This is a genomic window from Rhodococcus sp. MEB032 (genome assembly GCF_030208925.1).
In the GTDB taxonomy this organism is placed as follows: Bacteria; Actinomycetota; Actinomycetes; order Mycobacteriales; family Mycobacteriaceae; genus Rhodococcus_F; species Rhodococcus_F qingshengii.
This window is the reverse complement of record NZ_JARVSY010000007.1, coordinates 366319-383957: the sequence shown is the minus strand read 5'-3', so window position 1 is coordinate 383957 and position 17639 is coordinate 366319. Positions and strand designations below refer to the sequence as shown.

Annotated in this window: 12 protein-coding genes; 5 read left to right on the top strand and 7 right to left on the bottom strand. The window is 64.6% G+C overall.

Features of this window, described 5'->3' with window-relative positions; all coding sequences use genetic code 11:
* Positions 1-12 precede the first annotated feature (12 nt).
* A complete protein-coding gene (locus QRN54_RS08650) occupies positions 13-1035 on the bottom strand; it encodes a YlbL family protein (protein ID WP_058226487.1) in 1023 nt (340 codons plus the stop codon).
* Positions 1036-1158: 123 nt separating this feature from the next.
* Between QRN54_RS08650 and QRN54_RS08645 the strand changes: the two genes are divergently transcribed.
* From QRN54_RS08645 to QRN54_RS08635, 3 genes are all read left to right on the top strand, one after another.
* A complete protein-coding gene (locus QRN54_RS08645) occupies positions 1159-2559 on the top strand; it encodes a zinc-dependent metalloprotease (protein ID WP_003942352.1) in 1401 nt (466 codons plus the stop codon).
* 98 nt (positions 2560-2657) lie between these two features.
* Entirely contained in the window at positions 2658-3572 is a 915-nt protein-coding gene (locus QRN54_RS08640; RefSeq protein ID WP_350318870.1) for a hypothetical protein, read from the top strand.
* Positions 3573-3576: 4 nt separating this feature from the next.
* Positions 3577-4920, top strand: a complete 1344-nt coding sequence (locus QRN54_RS08635; RefSeq protein ID WP_192712539.1) for an ABC1 kinase family protein — start codon at positions 3577-3579, stop codon at positions 4918-4920.
* A gap of 26 nt (positions 4921-4946) precedes the next feature.
* On the opposite strand, the gene QRN54_RS08630 is transcribed toward QRN54_RS08635, so the two are convergent.
* Together QRN54_RS08630 and QRN54_RS08625 are read right to left on the bottom strand one after the other, a co-directional pair.
* A complete protein-coding gene (locus QRN54_RS08630; RefSeq protein ID WP_003942321.1) occupies positions 4947-5270 on the bottom strand; it encodes a WhiB family transcriptional regulator in 324 nt (107 codons plus the stop codon).
* Between the two features lie 513 nt (positions 5271-5783).
* A complete protein-coding gene (locus tag QRN54_RS08625; RefSeq protein WP_081557676.1) occupies positions 5784-7922 on the bottom strand; it encodes an ATP-dependent DNA helicase UvrD2 in 2139 nt (712 codons plus the stop codon).
* 103 nt (positions 7923-8025) lie between these two features.
* Between QRN54_RS08625 and QRN54_RS08620 the strand changes: the two genes are divergently transcribed.
* A complete protein-coding gene (locus QRN54_RS08620; RefSeq protein WP_003942350.1) occupies positions 8026-8283 on the top strand; it encodes a mycoredoxin in 258 nt (85 codons plus the stop codon).
* A 14-nt stretch (positions 8284-8297) separates the two neighbouring features.
* On the opposite strand, the gene nudC is transcribed toward QRN54_RS08620, so the two are convergent.
* Positions 8298-9197, bottom strand: coding sequence for an NAD(+) diphosphatase (nudC, locus tag QRN54_RS08615; RefSeq protein WP_007731249.1), 900 nt, complete (start codon positions 9195-9197; stop codon positions 8298-8300).
* A gap of 38 nt (positions 9198-9235) precedes the next feature.
* The gene (locus tag QRN54_RS08610; protein WP_003942296.1) at positions 9236-10303 is read right to left on the bottom strand and encodes a potassium channel family protein; all 1068 of its coding nucleotides are present in this window, start codon (positions 10301-10303) and stop codon (positions 9236-9238) included.
* A 156-nt stretch (positions 10304-10459) separates the two neighbouring features.
* On the opposite strand from QRN54_RS08610, the gene QRN54_RS08605 reads away from it, so the two are divergent.
* A complete protein-coding gene (locus QRN54_RS08605) occupies positions 10460-10861 on the top strand; it encodes a DoxX family protein (RefSeq protein WP_003942341.1) in 402 nt (133 codons plus the stop codon).
* Here QRN54_RS08605 and QRN54_RS08600 read toward each other — a convergent pair.
* Both QRN54_RS08600 and QRN54_RS08595 read right to left on the bottom strand, forming a co-directional pair.
* Positions 10858-14250 carry an ATP-dependent helicase gene (locus tag QRN54_RS08600; RefSeq protein WP_064688956.1) on the bottom strand — a complete coding sequence of 1131 codons (3393 nt, stop codon included), beginning with the start codon at positions 14248-14250 and terminating at the stop codon, positions 10858-10860. The two genes, QRN54_RS08605 and QRN54_RS08600, sit on opposite strands and share 4 nt — an antisense overlap.
* Entirely contained in the window at positions 14251-17613 is a 3363-nt protein-coding gene (locus QRN54_RS08595; RefSeq protein ID WP_285181856.1) for an ATP-dependent helicase, read from the bottom strand. It lies immediately after the preceding gene.
* Positions 17614-17639 lie beyond the last annotated feature (26 nt).

Below are 17639 nucleotides of genomic sequence, written 5' to 3'. Positions count from 1 at the left end.
GCCAGGCAGCTTTCAGCAGCGGGGTGCGTCGCCACCCGTGTTGAGGCTCTCGAGTGAGTCCACTGCGCCGGGCAGGTTGTCGACCTTGACGAGTCGAAGCCCGTCCGGCGCATTCTGTTTCGCCTCGTCACAGTTCTGGGCCGGCACGAGGAAGGTCTCAGCACCGGCTTCGGACGCGGCGATCAACTTGTACCTGATGCCGCCGATCGGACCGACCTCGCCGTCGGAGTCGATGGTGCCCGTTCCGGCCACGAACTTTCCACCGTTGAGCTCCCCCGGAGTCAGCTTGTCGACCAAGGCCAGTGTGAACATCAGTCCGGCAGAAGGACCGCCGATGTCGGCGAGATTGAACTGCACGGTGAAGGGAACGTCCGGGACCTCGTTGGGTGTGACGCCGAGGTAACCCGATTCGGGTTTGTTGGGCCGCGCCCCGACGGTGACCGGCACCACGGTCTCCACACCCTCACGTAGGACGGTGACGTCGATCGCGGTGCCGGGCGCGATCGCACCGACCGTGTCCTGAACGCCGGTGATGGTGGTTACCGGAGTGTCGCCGATCTTGACCAGGACGTCGCCTTCTTGCAGGGCACCCGCAGCGGGACCGTCCGGGGTCACCTTCGAAACAGTCAGTGACACCGGCTTGCCGAGAAAGTGCAGTGCCGCCAACTCGGCACTGTCCTCGGACTGCTGGAAGTCGGCGGTGTTGGCCTGCTGAATCTCTTCCTTCGACTTCTCGGGTGGATAGATCTCCGAGCGAGGGACGAGTCCGTTGCTGCCACTCGCCCACAGTCCGAACGCTTCGAAGATGTTGAGGCCGTCGCGAACCGACACCGTTGTCATGTTGAGGTTGCCGTCGGTGGGATCGACCTCGGTCCCCTGGATGTCCACGACGGGCTTACCGTCGACGTCGCCGAGCGTGTTGAAGGTGGGGCCAGGACCGAGTGCGACATAAGGAACAGTGACCATTGTTCCGACGACTCCCAACACGACGATGGGTGCGAGTGCGGCCAAGAGCGTCACTATCCGTCGATTCACCTGATCCAGAGTAAAGCGCGAAGGCTCCGGAGCACCGATCGCACCGCCTGAGCGCCGTGCGTGTTCGCCGTCAGCGTGACTCGGAGGGCGACTCCGACCGCTCGAGCCTTGTACCGTTGAGGTATGAGCAATATGCCGTTCGGCTTCTCCAACTCCGACGACGATCCCGATCGCGACAAGAACGCGGCGGGTGGCAATCCGTTCGGGGGTGGTGACATGCCGTTCGGGTTCGGCGCGGGCGGTGAGGGATTCGATCCGGCTCAGCTCGGCCAGATGCTCACCCAGTTCGGGCAGATGCTGAGCGGAATGGGCTCGTCGATGGGCCAGGGCGGTACGTCCGGCCCGGTCAACTACGACATCGCCAAGAAGCTGGCACGCCAACAGATCGGATCGGTCACACCGATCACCGAGGGCAACGTCAAGGCGATCGCCGACGCCGCGCACCTGGCCGAGATGTGGCTGGACGCCGCGACAACGCTCCCTGCCGGAGCGAGCCGCACTCTTGCGTGGACTCCGAACGACTGGCTCGACAACACGATCGACACGTGGAAGCGACTCTGTGATCCGGTGGCCGAGAAGGTAGCGGGCATGTGGGTCCAGGGTCTTCCGGCCGAAGCACAGCAGATGGCTGGCCCGATGCTGGGCATGCTCGGCCAGATGGGCGGACTCGCGTTCGGCTCGCAATTGGGCCAGGCACTCGGCCAACTGTCCACCGAGGTGCTCTCCTCCACTGACATCGGCCTGCCCCTCGGCCCCGAAGGCACCGCGGCCCTTCTCCCGGCTGCGGTTCAGGCTTTCAGTGAGGGTCTCGAACAGCCGCATCAGGAAGTTCTGGTCTTCCTCGCCGCGCGGGAAGCCGCTCATCAGCGCCTTTACAGTCACGTTCCGTGGCTGCGCCAGCGTGTTCTCGCGACAGTGGAGGAATACGCCCGCGGAATCACCATGGACTTCTCGGCGATGGAAGAATTCGCCAAGGACCTCGATCCATCCGCTCTCACCGATCCGAGCAAGCTCGAAGCGCTGATGCAGCAGGGCACGTTCGAGCCGCAGAACACACCGGAGCAGAAAGCCGCTCTCGAACGTCTCGAGACTCTGCTTGCGCTGGTCGAGGGTTGGGTGGAGACGGTCGTCACCGCCGCACTCGGCGAGCGACTGCCTGGTGTTGCCGCGATGAGTGAGACGTTGCGGCGTCGCCGCGCTACCGGCGGCCCCGCCGAACAGACCTTTGCGACGCTGGTCGGACTCGAACTTCGTCCTCGCAAGGTCCGTGAAGCGGCCGGTTTGTGGCAGAAGCTCACTGCGGAAGCCGGTATGGACGTTCGCGACGGCGTCTGGTCGCATCCCGACCTGATGCCCGATTCGAGCGATCTCGACGCACCGGACGGATTTGTCGCCCGTGTCCTCGGCGCCGGCGAAGCCGGTAATTTCGACGACCCGATAGCCCAGCTCGAAGCCGTCGTGGCAAAAGAGCGCGCGGCCGAGGAAGCGATGGACAAGACCCGCGAGGACGACGAAGAGAAGTAATCTCTTCTCGACACATTTTCGCAGATCAGCCGCGATGACGGCCTGTGGATAACTGCCGCTGACGTGGACTCGCCGAGGGCCCGTCGTGCCAGCATCGAATGATGACCGGTCACACGCACGACGACACCAGACAAGACAGCACTTCACAGCGATCCGCGGGACCCCGATGGGACCCGCGGATTGCTGTTCTGTCCCGCCCGGACGGTCGACTGCAGCTGGGATGGACCCCCGGACGTGCCGTCGTGCTGATTCTGCCTGTCGGGGTCGACGATCGCGCGGTGAAGTCGATCCTGCGCAAAATGGACGGCTCGAGATCCCGCGCAAACATCCTCTGGGAAGCGTCGAGGCGCGGGATTCCCACGTCGGTGACGGAGGAGTTGCTCGAGCAACTCGCCGATTCCGGTTTCGTCCACACTGGCCGCAGAAGCACCGCGACGGTCCGGATTCACGGTGTCGGTCCGCTCTCTGACGCCATCGAGCGCGCACTGGTCACCGGCGGGGTCAGCACGCGTCGCTCGCGCGGGTATCGCAACACCGACGTCGTGCGCACGTGGAACGAACAACTGGTGGTCCTGAGCGACGACGTCGTGACTGATCCTCGTCTGGTCAGCGATCTCGTTCGCTGTGGACTCCCCCACCTTTCCGTCCGCATCCGCGACGGCAACGGTGTGGTCGGTCCTCTTGTCCTGCCTGGTCAGTCGAGTTGCCTGCGGTGCGCAGACATCCTCCGATCCGAACTCGACCCTCATTGGCTTCATCTGTCCGCGCAGCTACTCGGCAGCGCCGGCCACGCGGAATCGGCGATGATCCATGCAAGTGTCGCGCTGGCCCTGGCCGAGATCGACTCCGCATTATCCGAGACAGCGGCGACGCATGCGGCCAGTCTGTCGTCGACGCTCGAGATCGCGCTCCGTCCGTATCGGATCACAACCAGGCGCTGGCCTCGGCAAATATCCTGCAGTTGCCAATACCTGGCACCTGTTTCGGGCAAAGGACGCCCCAGTCAGACATGATGGTGTGGTGTCCGAGATCCCGCGCAAGAGTTCTGCCCGTACTGCCAAACTCGCGAGCATCCCCCTGGGGATGGCCGGTCGCGCCGCCATGGGCTTCGGACGCAAGCTCGCCGGCGGCGACAAAGGCGAGATCGACGCGCAGTTGAGCGCGAAGGCGGCCGAGCAACTGTTCGCGGTGCTGGGCGAACTCAAGGGCGGCGCGATGAAGCTGGGCCAAGCGCTCAGCGTCATGGAGGCGGCAATTCCGGAGGAATTCGCCGAGCCGTACCGCGAGTCGCTGAACAAGCTCCAGGCCGCCGCCCCGCCGCTGCCGACCAAGCAAGTACACAAGATGCTCGACCAGCAACTCGGAACCAAGTGGCGCGACCGATTCCAGTCGTTCGACGATGAACCGACCGCGTCGGCAAGCATCGGGCAGGTTCACCGAGCCGTCTGGGCGGACGGCCGCGACGTAGCCGTGAAAGTTCAGTACCCCGGCGCCGACGAAGCTCTACGCGCCGATCTCAAGACCCTGGGCAGATTTGCCGGTCTCTTCGGTTCGGTCATGCCCGGTGTCGACGTACGGCCCGTGATCGAGGAGTTCACCGCGCGCACGGAGGAAGAACTCGACTATCGGATCGAGGCGAACAATCAGCGAGCTTTTGCCAACGAGTTCGACGGAGATCCCCAATTCGTGATCCCGCACGTCGTGGCGAGCGCGCCGAAAGTGGTCGTGACCGAATGGATGACGGCAACCCCGTTGACCAGAATCATCGAGAGTGGAACGCCGGAGCAGCGCAATGCGGCCGGTGCACTACTCGCCGAATTCCACTTCGCGTCTCCGGCCCGTGTCGGATTGCTCCACTGTGACCCGCACCCCGGCAATTTCATGCTTCTCGAGGACGGCCGACTCGGCGTCATCGACTTCGGTGCTGCTGCGCCGTTCCCGAACGGACTGCCACGGGTTCTCGGCACGATGGTGCGCTTGGCTGTCGAGGAACAATTCGACGAGTTGACGGAGTTGTTGCGCGCCAACGGTTTCGTGATCCCCGGACGCACGGTGACCGACAAGGAGATCGCGGATTACCTGCGACCCTTCACCGACCCGATCCAGACCGAGTCATTTCACTTCACTCGGGCATGGCTGCAAAAGGCCGCCGGAACCGCCACTGACTTCAACAGTGCGCAGTTCCGAACGGCCCGTGCACTCAACCTTCCGGCCGAGTATTTGATGATCTTCCGTGTTCTTCTCGGTTCGGTCGGCATATGCGCCCAGTTGGACGCATATGCCCCGTACATGGAAATCCTGACTCGTTGGTTGCCAGGGTTCGCGGAGCCGGTTCTGGATGACACCGGCTCCGCCGACTAAGACACCGGCTCCGCCGAATAGGGCTCTCACGCGCACACAAGTTGCTTGCGTGGGCGCCCTCTCGGTCTCTTGCGCGCTATGACGGCCCCCTGATCGAGGATCTCGCCGCCCCACACCCCCCATGGCTCGGCGCGGTCGAGAGCCGCACTGAGACAACGGGAACGGATGGGGCACTGCGCGCACAGTGCCTTGGCCTGCTCGAGTTCGGCCGGAGCTTCGGCGAACCAGAGATCGGGGTTGGATGCCCGGCACGGCAGGTCGCGGCGGGTGGACGCGACCTCGATGAACGTGACTGCAGCCGAAGTGACGTCGGTGGAAGTTACTGCAGTGGTGGAGTTTTCGGATTCCACGCGGATTGTCTGGGCAGACAACTCGGTCTCCTAGTGCTCGGATGCGAAACTGTGTCGCACGATATGGGTTCGATGGGTGCGAACCTGAGCCGAGTCGGAAACCAGATGAAGAGGGCTATCCAACACAAAGGCCACGGTCCGCAGGGGCTGCGGGTCCGTGGCCGTAAGTGAACGGATGTGTCCTACCGAGAAATACCTCGATGGCTTAAGAACACGGACTCGACAGCTGCTTTCTTTGCTGCTGCTTGAGGGCGCAGGCGGAGCGCATGCTGCGCCCATCCCGCTGCACGCGGCAGCATGGGGGCGGCAACAGCGAACTTTGCGCTTGCGCACGCTTCGTAAGAGATCAAGTTCGTCATTTTTTTGCCACCTCCATTTCGTGTCGGTCCGGATAGTTTCTGCGCACAGGTTGCCCCGTAACACTGAAAACCAGAGTAGAGAATCTGCCGAATCTGCACAACCTATTTTTGACCTGCGGTTATGTAACTCACCGTTGTCGATTCGGATGTGTTGTCAGATATCGAGTGTTGCCGCTCGCAGTTCACCGCGAATGACAGCTAGTACGTCTTCCCCGAAGTTGTCGAGTTTCTTCGGCCCGATTCCAGGGATCGAAACCAGTCCACGATTATCTTGTGGTCGTTGTTCGGCAATAGCCATCAGTGTGTTGTCACTGAAGACGACATAGGCCGGAACTTTGAGTTCTCTGGACTTGTCCAGACGCCAGGCCTTGAGGTGCTCGAGCAATTCCAGGTCGACATTGGACGGGCATTTTTCGCAGCGCCCGAGCATGGTCGCCGACGTCCCGATCAACGGTTTGCCGCATACGCGGCAGCGCGGACGCTTCTTGTTTCCCGACGACGGCGCGGCGACGCGCGAGGCCGGCGAGTCCTCCGGGATTAGTCCGTTGAGAAATCTCGACCGGCGACGGGACTTGCGTCCACCCTCATTGCGGGCCAATGCCCACGACAGCTGCAGATGCTCGCGGGCGCGAGTAACCCCCACGTAGAGAAGCCGACGCTCCTCCTCCACCGCGACGTCGTCGGCGCCCGAATTGGCGTCGCCGAGAACGTGTTGGATAGGCAGGGTGCCGTCGTTGAGGCCGACCAGGAACACCGCATCCCATTCGAGCCCCTTGGCCGCGTGGAGGGAGGCCAGCGTCACACCTTGCACGGTCGGTGGGTGCCGCGCCTCGGCTCGGGCCGTGAGCTCCTGTAGAAGCCCGGTGAGCGTCAGTTCAGGTTCGTGGACAAGTTGTTCTTCGGTGAGCGCCACGAGAGCCGAGAGCGACGCCCAGCGCTCGCGTGCCTGAGTACCCGAAGGCTCGTCGTTGGTCAGGCCGAGCGGCGCGAGCACAGCGCGGACGAGTGAGACCAGCGCTTCGCCGTTGTCTGCACCTTCGGGGAGGTCGTCGCGTCCAGCAGCCTGACGCAGCGCTGCCACCGCCTGACGTACCTCGGTGCGAGTGAAGAAGCCCTCTCCACCGCGCACCTGGAACGGAATGCCCAGCTTCGTCAGGGCCTGCTCGTGCGCCTCCGACTGAGCATTGATCCGGTACAGAACAGCGATCTCGGCCGCAGGGGTGCCTGCCGCGATCAGCCGTTTGATCGCCCGCGCAACGCCGAGTGCTTCGGCCGGCTCGTCGTCGAACTCCATGAACTCCGGCTCAGGCCCCGGAGCGCGTTGCCCGATCAGCTGCAGACGCGTCCCGGCGATCCGCCCGCGCGCGGCACCGATCACGCGGTTCGCCAACGACACGACCTCAGGGGTGGAGCGGTAATCCCGTTCGAGCCGAACGACGGTCGCTTCGGGGAATTTCCGGGAGAAGTCCAACAGATAGTTGGGGGTGGCTCCGGTGAAGGAGTAGATGGTCTGATTCGCATCGCCCACCACGGTCAGATCGTCTCGGTCGCCCAGCCAGGCGTCGAGCACACGCTGCTGAAGTGGGGTGACGTCCTGATACTCGTCCACGACGAAGCAGCGATACCGCTCGCGGAACTCGTCGGCGACTGTCGAATGCTCTTCGAGAGCTGCCGCCGTGTGCAGTAGGAGATCGTCGAAATCAAGCAGCATGCCGTCCTGGCCGCGTGCTTTCAGCTCTTCGTATGCGGCATACACCTGGGCCACCTTGGTGGCATCGACCGGTGCCTCACGGCGAATCTTGGCGATCGCGCGTGGGTAATCCTCCGGCGCGATCAGCGACGCCTTCGACCACTCGATTTCACTGGCGAGGTCGCGGACGCTTTCCGTGCTGGTGGACAATCCCACCCGGGCTGCGGCACTGCTGACAACCGCGAACTTTCGGTCCAGCAGACGCCACGGCGTGTCGCCGACAACCTGCGGCCAGAAGTACTTCAGTTGACGGAGAGCAGCAGCGTGAAAAGTTCGAGCCTGCACCTGCGGCCCACTCCCGCCGACGCCCAGCTCACGGAGACGTCCACGCATTTCCCCGGCCGCACGAGCGGTGAACGTCACGGCAAGCACCTGACCGGCCGACACGTGACCGTCGGCAACCAGATGAGCGATCCGGCGCGTGATGGTGCGGGTTTTGCCTGTTCCAGCGCCCGCGAGGACACATACCGGGCCGCGTGGCGCGAGCACGGCGGCCGATTGTTCTGGATCCAGTCCGGTGTCCGCAGGCATGGGGACCATCATGGCAGGACGTTCCGACACTCCATTCGCCGCGCCCGACGGTATGTGGGCAAGAGAACACGGGCCGATACGGAACAACGCTCTCGGTCGTGGTGTTATATCGGCCGTGACTTCTACCGAAAATGCGCCTGCCCTGACCATCTACTCGACCACGTGGTGCGGCTACTGCCGTCGCCTCAAGACGCAGCTCAACGCGTCGGGGATCGAGTACACCGAGATCGACATCGAGAACGATCCGGCAGCAGCCGATTTCGTCGGCAGCGTCAACGGTGGCAATCACGTCGTTCCGACCGTGAAGTACGGCGACGGCAGCGTTGCGACCAACCCGTCGCTCAACCAGGTCAAGCAGGCTCTGGGTCTGTAGACCTCCTCCGGCTGCTACTTGACCCAGCTCTCGAGCATTCCGCGAGCGATGGAGATCGACCCGGGCAGCAGCAGTGGCGCGTCCGCTTCCGAACCCCAGTCGCCGAGTTCGAGAGCGGCGCGCACCTCGTCCTTCGTGAACCAGGTGCCCTCGGCGATCTCGCCGTCCGCGAACAGCAGCGGAGCGGCGGGGTCGCCGATTGCGGCGAAGCCCAACATCACCGAGCGAGGGAACGGCCAGGGCTGGCTCCCGAGGTATCGAACGCTGTGCACGTCGATACCGACTTCTTCCTTGATCTCGCGGACAACACACGTTTCGAGTGACTCCCCGGCCTCGACGAATCCCGCGAGAATCGAGAAACGGCGCTGCGGCCAGGTCGGCTGACGCGCGAGTAGAACTCGATCGCCGCCGTCGTGCACCAGGCAGATGACCGCCGGATCCGTTCGGGGAAACTCCTCGTGGCCGGTGGACGTGGAAATGCGTGACCAGCCGGACATCGTGGGTTCACTCGGTGCGCCGTCGATAGCGCTGAATCCGGCACTGTCGTGCCAGTTGAGAATCGCGACCGCACCGGTCAACAAGCCGGCGTCCGCGTCGTCGAGTGTTCCGCCGAGCATCCGCAATTCAGACAAAGTGCCCGCCAGCAGCGACACCCGCACCGCCCAGACGTGGCGATTCTCCCGAATTCCCAGGAACACCGCGCCGCGCACCGGTTCGGGCCCCAACTCGGTTGCCTCGGCGAAGACCAATTGACCTTCCGGCGACACCTTGACCTGACCCCGTGAATTCACACGGAGGAGCAGTGCGTCCGCCCAACCCGTCGTCAGTGCAGCGGCGTCAGACCGCAATTCCTCGGCGCGGCCGACGCTCGAGCGTGAGAGCAGAGGCGTTTCGGTCAGCTGGAAGTCGTTCACGCTCACGACATTACTGCGCGCACGAAGCTCGGTAACACTCAGTTCGTGACGCGGCGAATGTAGAGCAGTCGATCGTTCTCCTCGACGGCGTCCACCTCGGGCGAACCGACGCGAACCAGACGGCCGTCGCGAACGACCCCGAGCACGATGTCGGAGAGATGACGCGGAGAGCCGCCGACCTCGTCGCGCTCGACGGCACGCTCGGCAATCGCGAATCCGGCCTCCGGAGTCAGCAGGTCTTCGATCATCTCCACGACGGTCGGCGTCGTGGTCGCGATGCCGAGGAGTCGACCCGCCGTCTCCGAGGACACGACGACGGAGTCTGCGCCGGACTGACGCAGAAGATGCGCGTTGTCGGCTTCACGGATGGCTGCGGCGATCTTGGCTTTCGGCGCGATTTCGCGGGCTGTCAGCGTCACGAGCACTGCGGTGTCGTCACGGTTGGTTGCCACGATGATCGACGACGCATTCTGCGCACCTGCCAACCGAAGTACGTCCGATTTCGTCGCCGAACCGAATACCGTCACCAGGCCTTTGCTCGCCGCCGAATCGAGGACGGTCTGATCGGTGTCCACGACCACGATCTCCGACGCCGGTACACCGTCACCGAGCATTGCTTCGATTGCCGTCCGCCCCTTGGTCCCGTATCCGACGACGACGGTGTGATTACGCACGTGCTGCCTCCAACGCTGAATTTTGAACGCCTGACGCGAACTCTCGGTCAGAGCTGAAAGTGTGGTTCCGACCAACACGATCAAGAAGAAGATCCGAAGTGGCGTGATCAACAGGACGTTGACCAGGCGCGCCGACGGCGTGAACGGAGTGATATCGCCGTAGCCGGTGGTCGAGAGCGAAACCGTCGCATAGTAAATGCAGTCGAGCAGCGACAGCTCGTTGTCCTGTGCGTCCCGGTATCCCGCACGATCGATGTACACGATCAACACGGCGGCGCCGAGAGCACCCAACGCGATGAGAACTCGCTTGTAGATGGCCCGCGCCGGACTTGTCTGTAGCTGGGGAATGCGCAGCACCCCGACAAGGGCGAAGTCAGGCTGATCGGTCAATGCTTCCGACCTGGTCAAACGCGCCCGGAGCTTACCGGCCATACATCGACTCTCTCACTCGAACTTACGAAATACCTACACGGACATCGGCAGGCAGCGTAACCCTCGAAGATCGACTTCGGAACTCGGGCGCCGAATAGCGCGCGGGTCGTGGCGCCGGTAGTGGCAAGAAGGTCCACCGTGAGGCAGGCTGGGCAAATGCCTTTCACCGGTTCGACGTCCACTCCCAGCCAAGCGGCCGCTCTTCGTTTGTCGGCCCTCCTTCTCGGCGCCGGCACCATGCATTTCGTGGCGCCTTCCTTCTTCGACAGCACCGTTCCCCGCCAACTTCCCGGACAGGCCCGCACCTACACCCAGGTGTCCGGCGTCGCGGAACTGGCGATCGGCGCTGCCTTGGCCGTGCCGAAGACCCGCAAGCTCGGCGCGGGTCTTGCCGCCGCGCTCTTTGTTGCCGTGTTCCCCGCCAACATCCAGATGGCGATCGACTGGTGCCGAAGCCCGAAGACGTCCACACCGCAGAAGATCGGTTCGATCGCACGTCTTCCCCTGCAGGTTCCGCTGGTGACCGAAGCACTCAAGGCTCGTCGAAACGCAAGCTAATCTTGCGCGCCTGCCGTTCGGATGAGGCGAGCGAGAGCCTCACCGTCCGGCAGGTTCTCGGGTGCGATGGTGCGACCCGATCGAACGTAGTGAAACGCCGCCCGGACCTTGTCGGCCGGAAACTGTTCGTTGCGCCCCGCCGAACGGGCTCTGGCTGACATCAATTCGGCCCAGGCCACCCGATACGCGGCCAACTGCATCACAACAGCGTCCTCGTTGGCGGCCGACGGTTCGGCACCGGTCTTCCAGTCGATCACCGTCCATCCGCCGTCGGGATCGGCGAACACAGCGTCGATGCGACCCCGTAAAACCGTTCCGGCAATGGATGTTTCGAAAGGAACTTCCACTTCGATCGGGCTGCGATTGGCCCACGGGGACCGCAGGAACGCATCCTGAAGTTTCACCAGATCGGTCTCGGGACCCGCGCCGGTATCCGCGGCGCCGGGTAGTTCGTCGAGATCCAACAGTCGGGTCGCACCGAACCTTCGCTCGATCCAGGCGTGAAAAGCCGTGCCGCGCCGAGCGAGCGGGTTCGGTGGGTACGGCAGTGGTCTACGCAGCCGTGCCGCGAGTTCATCCGGATCTGCCTTGAGGTCGACGAGCTGAGTCACCGAAAGCTGCGCCGGGAGAATCACTTCGGCACGCGCGTTTGCCCGGGCTTCGCGCTCGGCCAAGAGCACGTCGACGTCCGAGGCCCAGTTCTCCGGATCGTCCTCCGGTTCTTCCGCCTCTTGGCTGTCTTGCGGCAGCGATGCAAGTGCGGACAGGACGCTTGCGGCTCCGGCCTCGACCGCGCCGCGCCGCGCACCCAGCGGATCCGGCGGCCACTGCGCCGTACGGGGTGTGGAGGCCAACGGGTTCTCGGTGTCGGGTTCCGGTGCAGGCGCCCATTCCTCCACGACGCCGATCGCACCGCGTGAGTCTTCTTCACCGGCATCGTTTTCGGCCGTGACCATCTGATGCAGCTCGTCCAGGAACTCCGAAGGCCCCTTCGGTTCCGAACCGGATTCCGCCCAGTGATGCGCTGAGATGAACAGCGCCCGTTCGGTTCTGGTCAGCGCGACGTAGAACAGTCGCCGGTCCTCGTCCAGTCGGCGGTTGGACAAGGCCTTCTTGTGCGCCGTGATCGCGTTCTCGAGGTCCTTGCGGTTGTAGAGCTCCTCGAGGTCGAGCACCGGAACTCCGTCGGCCGAATCCGCGTCGACCGCCCGGTCACCACGCAACGACGGTGGCAGTTCGGCGAGCGCCCCGAGCCACGATCCGGACGCGGTGGACGAGGGGAACACCCCGTCGCTGACATGCGGGATCGCCACTACTTCCCATTCGAGCCCCTTCGCCGAGTGCACGGTCAAGATCTGCACGCGATCCGGCGCCACCTCCACTTCGCCCGGAGTGAGGCCCTTTTCGATCTGTTCGGCGGCCGCGAAGAATGCGAGCATCCCGGGCAGATTGGCTGTTGGACGCGTCGCGTAATTGGCGACGACGTCGGCAAATGCGTCGAGATGCTCGCGGCCCGCGGTCCCGACGACACCGACTCGGGTTCGCGCGCCTGCCTCGATTCCGATACCGAGCACCCGCTCGACCTCCGCCACCAGTTCGGTGAGCGGCTGGCCGATACGTTCGCGCAACGACGCCAACTCTGCCGCTATCGCGTTGATGCGTGTGTACCCGAGAGCTGAATAACGTTCTGCCGGTCCTGGATCGGAGATCGAATCGACCAATCCTGCTTGCTCGGCGTTCTCCCCCGGCAGCGCGTCCTGAACTGCCGAGGTGAGCGCCTCGGCGTCGGTGACCGCACCCGCTGTTCCGTATCCGGCGGAGATGGCAAGTTCGCGGGAGCGTTGCGAGAGTGCGGCGAGGTCCTTCGCGCCGATCTGCCATCTCGCTCCGGTGAGCAGCCGAACGGCGGCGCTGCCCGCCAGCGGATCGGCGACCACTCGGAGCATGGCGATCACGTCCGCCACCTCGGGTGTGTGCAGGAGCCCACCGAGTCCGACCACTTCGACTGGCAGACCTTTGGACCGCAAAGCCTCGGCCAGCGGGGCAGCATCGGCGTTGCGGCGGATCAACACCGCTGCCGTGGGCGTCGGGCGGTCTTCGGCACGTGCCGCCTCGTATTCTTCGGCGATCTTCTCCGCAACCCACTGACGTTCCTGTTCGACGTCTCCGAGCAGCGCCAGTCGAACGTCTCCGGCGACGGCTCCCGGCCGCGCACGAAGTGTGCTGACGGCCACACCGCGTCGGCGCAACGGTGCCGACGACAGGTTTGCCAGTTCGAGAGCCTCCGGCGGGTTACGCCAACTGGTGAGCAGTTCGAGCGTCGGAGCCGGCTTTCCGTTGGCAAGCGGGAAGTCGGTTGCAAACCGTGGCAGGTTGGCCGCCGACGCGCCTCGCCAACCGTAGATCGACTGCATCGGATCGCCGACGGCTGTCAGCGCCAACCGGCCGTCGGCTCCCCCGCCGAACAACGAGGACAACAACACTCGCTGAGCGTGACCGGTGTCCTGGTACTCGTCGAGAAGAACTACCCGAAAGCGCTCACGCTCGGTTTGCCCGACCTCGGGATGTTCGGAGGCGACACGGGCCGACAGCGACATCTGGCTGCCGAAATCCAATGCGCCTTCACGCCGCAGCGTCTCACCCAGCCGGGCAACGAGGGGCAGTAGCTCGATGCGTTTGTGTTGCACATCAAGGTAATTCAACAGCTCTTTGCTCGGCCCACCCCGCTGTTTCGGACCGGCGGGCAGAGTGTGAATCAGCTTGTCCAACTCGGTGTGAGCCTCGAGCAACTGCTCGGGGTCGACCAGGTGCTCCGCCAACTGACCGGCAAGGGCCAGAACGGTTTCGGTGATGGACCCCGGATTCTTGTCGGTGTCCAGATCACTGTCCCAGCCGCTCACGACGCGGTGCGCAACCTGCCACAGTTCGGTCTCGGACAACAGCGTCGCCGAGGGTTCGATCGGCAACAGCAGTCCGTGCTCGGACAGCAACCGTCCCGCGTAAGCATGGTAGGTACTGACTTCGGGTTCCCCGGCCAGAATCCGGGAACGCACTCCGCCGGTCGGGTCGAGTGCCCGCAAAACGTCCGAACCCGCCAGTCGCGCCAAGCGCTTGCGGATTCGCGACGTGAGCTGTTGTGCCGCTTTGCGCGTGAAGGTCAATCCGAGAACGGCCTCGGGATCGACGAAGCCGTTGGCCACCAGCCACACGACGCGAGCAGCCATCGTCTCGGTCTTACCGGCACCGGCACCGGCGACGACCAATGTCGGACCGAGCGGTGCGGCGATGACTGCCGCCTGTTCCGGCGTCGGCGGGTGTTGACCGAGCGCGACCGCCAGGTCGACAGGATCGATCTTCGGTCGGCGTGCCTTCTGCGTCGCGGCAGCCACTTAGTTACTCACCTGTCGTCCCTCGTCGTGTGCCGGGCAACTCGAGCGCACCGGGCAATGTCTACATCCGTCGTTGACCCTGGCCAGATACTGCGGCCCTTGGGTCGCTGCCGCTGCGTTGTGGATGACGTCTCGCCACATCTCGACGGCTTCGGCCGTCAGCGGCGGCTGAACTCGCTGCGCCGCACCGTCTTTCTTGTTGGACTTGGCCACGAATACCAGGCGTGCACCGCCGGGTTGTGTGGCCGGTTCGCCGGCAATCGCACCTTCGGCCGCTGCGACCTGGTACGCCGCCAACTGCGCGTGAGATTGCGCGGCCTCGTTGCTGACAGGGTTTCGCGCAGTCTTGACGTCGACAACCACCGGACGGCCTTCGGTGTCGCGCTCGAGCCGGTCGATCCGGCCACGAAGCTTGACCGCAGGCGCTCCCTCCTCACGTGGTTCGAGGACCCCCTCGACCGCGACCTCGACGCCGACTTCAGTCAGTTCGCCGCGAGTTGCGTTCATCCAGGCGGTGAACGTCGCCAGCATCTCCCGAGTTCGATTGAGTTCGCGGCGCGAGTACCACTGCGATCCCAGATCGATGGATTCCCAGGCATTTTCGAGTGCCTTCTCGACTTGATCCGGTGGAATCCGGCCGGCCAATGCCTGCACCAAGGTATGGACCAGCGTACCGGCGATCGCATGAGTGTTGTCTCCGTCGCTGCCGCCATGACGCTCGAACACCCATCGAAGAGGGCATGTTTCGAGAAGCTCGATGGTGGACGGCGATAGTGAAACCGGTCCGTCCTCGGGCTGCCACATGGGAGCAGCGGTACTCGGCTCGGCTGTGCCGTACCACTGATCCGGGTGCGCGCCGCGTACCCCGGCAGCAGCCAGACGTGCCAACTGGCGAGCGGCCCGGGAATGCTTCTCGGGGTCGAAATGCGCGATGTCGGGATCACACACGACGCTGCGAAGCTGTGCGACCAGTGCAGGCAGCGACAGAACCCGGGTATCCCCGGTCTCGGGTGCAACGACGTCGAGATCGGAGGACGGATCGTCCGAGTACGCGTCACCACGGATCAATTCGTCCACGAACCGCGAAGGCACCAAGTCGGTGTCCCCCGAAGCCGATTCGACTGCGGTGATCAGCAGACGGCGACGAGCACGGCTACAGGCAACCAGGAACAACCTGCGTTCTTCGGCCAGAAGCGGTGCGGTTCGCGAGAGTCGTTCGGCAGCCGAGTCACTGCCGTCGGAGACTCCGTTGACCAGGTCGATCAGCGCTTCGGTACGCAGTAGCGATCCGCGTGCCCGCAAACTCGGCCAGAGCCCCTCCTGCACACCCGCCACCGCCACGACCGCCCATTCGCGACCCGCCGCGGCGTGAGCGCTGACCACGGTGACGGCGTCGGGAGTGATGACCGATCGGCTCCGCAAGTCGGTCGGTATCTCCTGGCTGGTCAAGTAGTCGACGAAACCGGCGAGTTGCGAACGCGGCAACCGGTCGACGTAGTTGGCGGCCGCGTCGAAAAGTGCGACGACTGCGTCGAGGTCTCGATCGGCCTGTGAGCCGATAGGTCCGCCGCGCGCCGACGCAGCCGCCCAGCGTCGTTCCAGCCCCGTCGCCTGCCATGCTGCCCACAGAACTTCTTCGACCCCGAGACCTCGCTCGAGAGGCACTCGGGCCTTGCGAAGGACCGACAGCACGCGATTGAGTGCCGCAGCTTCGACGTCTGTCAACTTGCCCATGAGGCGCTTGGACTGCGCACGATTCTCGTCGATCAGAATGAGCCGCAACAACTCCGAGGAGTCCCGATCACTTCCCGATGCCAACTCGACCCGGCGCAGGCCACGACGCAACCGGCGCAGGGTGACCGGCTCGGCGCCGCCGATGGGACCGGCCATCAGGGCAAGCGCGTCGTCGCCGGTGAACTGATCGCCGCCGAGCGCCCGAAGGACCAGCAGCAGGCCGGACACTCCGTGTTGCCTGGCCAGCGGCAATTCGGTGGCAGCGGTCGTGACGGGTACCCCGGCCGCGAGCAGGGCTCGCCGGAGAGGGGCGAGAGTGCGCGGGACCGACCGAACGATGACGGCCATGTCGGACCAAGCAATCCCGTCCAGCAGATGCGCCCGGCGCAAGGTATCTGCGACGACTGCCGCTTCTTTGGCCGTCGTACCGAGAACCCGCACCGACGCCCGCCCCGGGTCCTCATCGGTGAGATCGGATGGAACCGCGATGCGATGAGCGAGGTTGCCGGGCAGCCGCGCAGCGATCTTCGCCGCGATCGACGCGACGTCGGCGTTGTTGCGAAACGTGGTGGGCAGGACGATCTGGCGCTCGTCTCCGCGCTCGGCGAGTCCGAGTAGGAACGCCGAATCCGCACCGCGGAACCCGAAGACCGACTGATCGGGATCACCGGCGATGACCGTGCCCGCAGTTGCGGTTCCGATCAGCCGAACCAGTTGCGCCGCCTGCGGATCCAGATGTTGTGCGTCGTCGACGAGTAGGTGCCGGATCCGAGCGCGCTCGGAGCGAAGCAATTCGGGATCGGTGGCGAACGCGGTCAATGCCGCACCGATCAACTCGGCCGCGTCGAGTGCCGGCGCCGTCGCCTCCGGAGCCTCGACACCGACACTGCCGCGTAGCAGCACGCCTTGCTCGTAGGCCTCGGCGAACCGCCCGGCCGCCACCCACTCCGGACGGCCACGCTTCTTGCCGAGCTTGACCAGATCTTCGGGACCGAGTCCGCGCTCGTTCGCTCGCAGCATCAGATCTCGAAGTTCGACGGCAAAGCCGTTCAAACCCAATGCGGGTCGCAGGCGCTCCGGCCACCGGAGCGCACCGTCTTCTATGTCGCCGCGCAACATCTCTCGGAGCACCGAGTCCTGCTCGGCGCCGGTGATCAGGCGTGGCGGCGCGTTGCCGTGCGCTGCGGCTTGAAGCCGGAGTACGGCAAAGGCGTACGAGTGAACGGTGCGGACCAACGGCTCACGAGTTGCCTGCGGTCCGCGTTCTTGTTCGTACCCGAGCAACCCGGCCGTGATCTGCTCGCGGACCTGCGTCGCTGCCCGGCGCGACTGGGTGAGCACCAGGACCGATTCAGGATCTTCGCCACCGGAGATCTTCTGCACTGCCAGATCCACGAGAAGGGACGTCTTGCCCGTTCCGGGGCTGCCGAGTACCTGCCAGGGACTCCAGGCGGCCCCCGAGCCGAATGAAACAGGGCCGAACGCGAGTTGGAAAGGATCCTCGGACGGCGGCGCGAACAGCCGGGCCGTCCCTTCGTCCCATGTTCGGGGTATCGGAGACGGCGCAGTTCGGTGCACCAACCGCGCCCGCGGGATGGTGACCTTGCTGCGTGTTGCCGTCTCACTCACCCAGGCATTCCACCAGAGCGCACCGA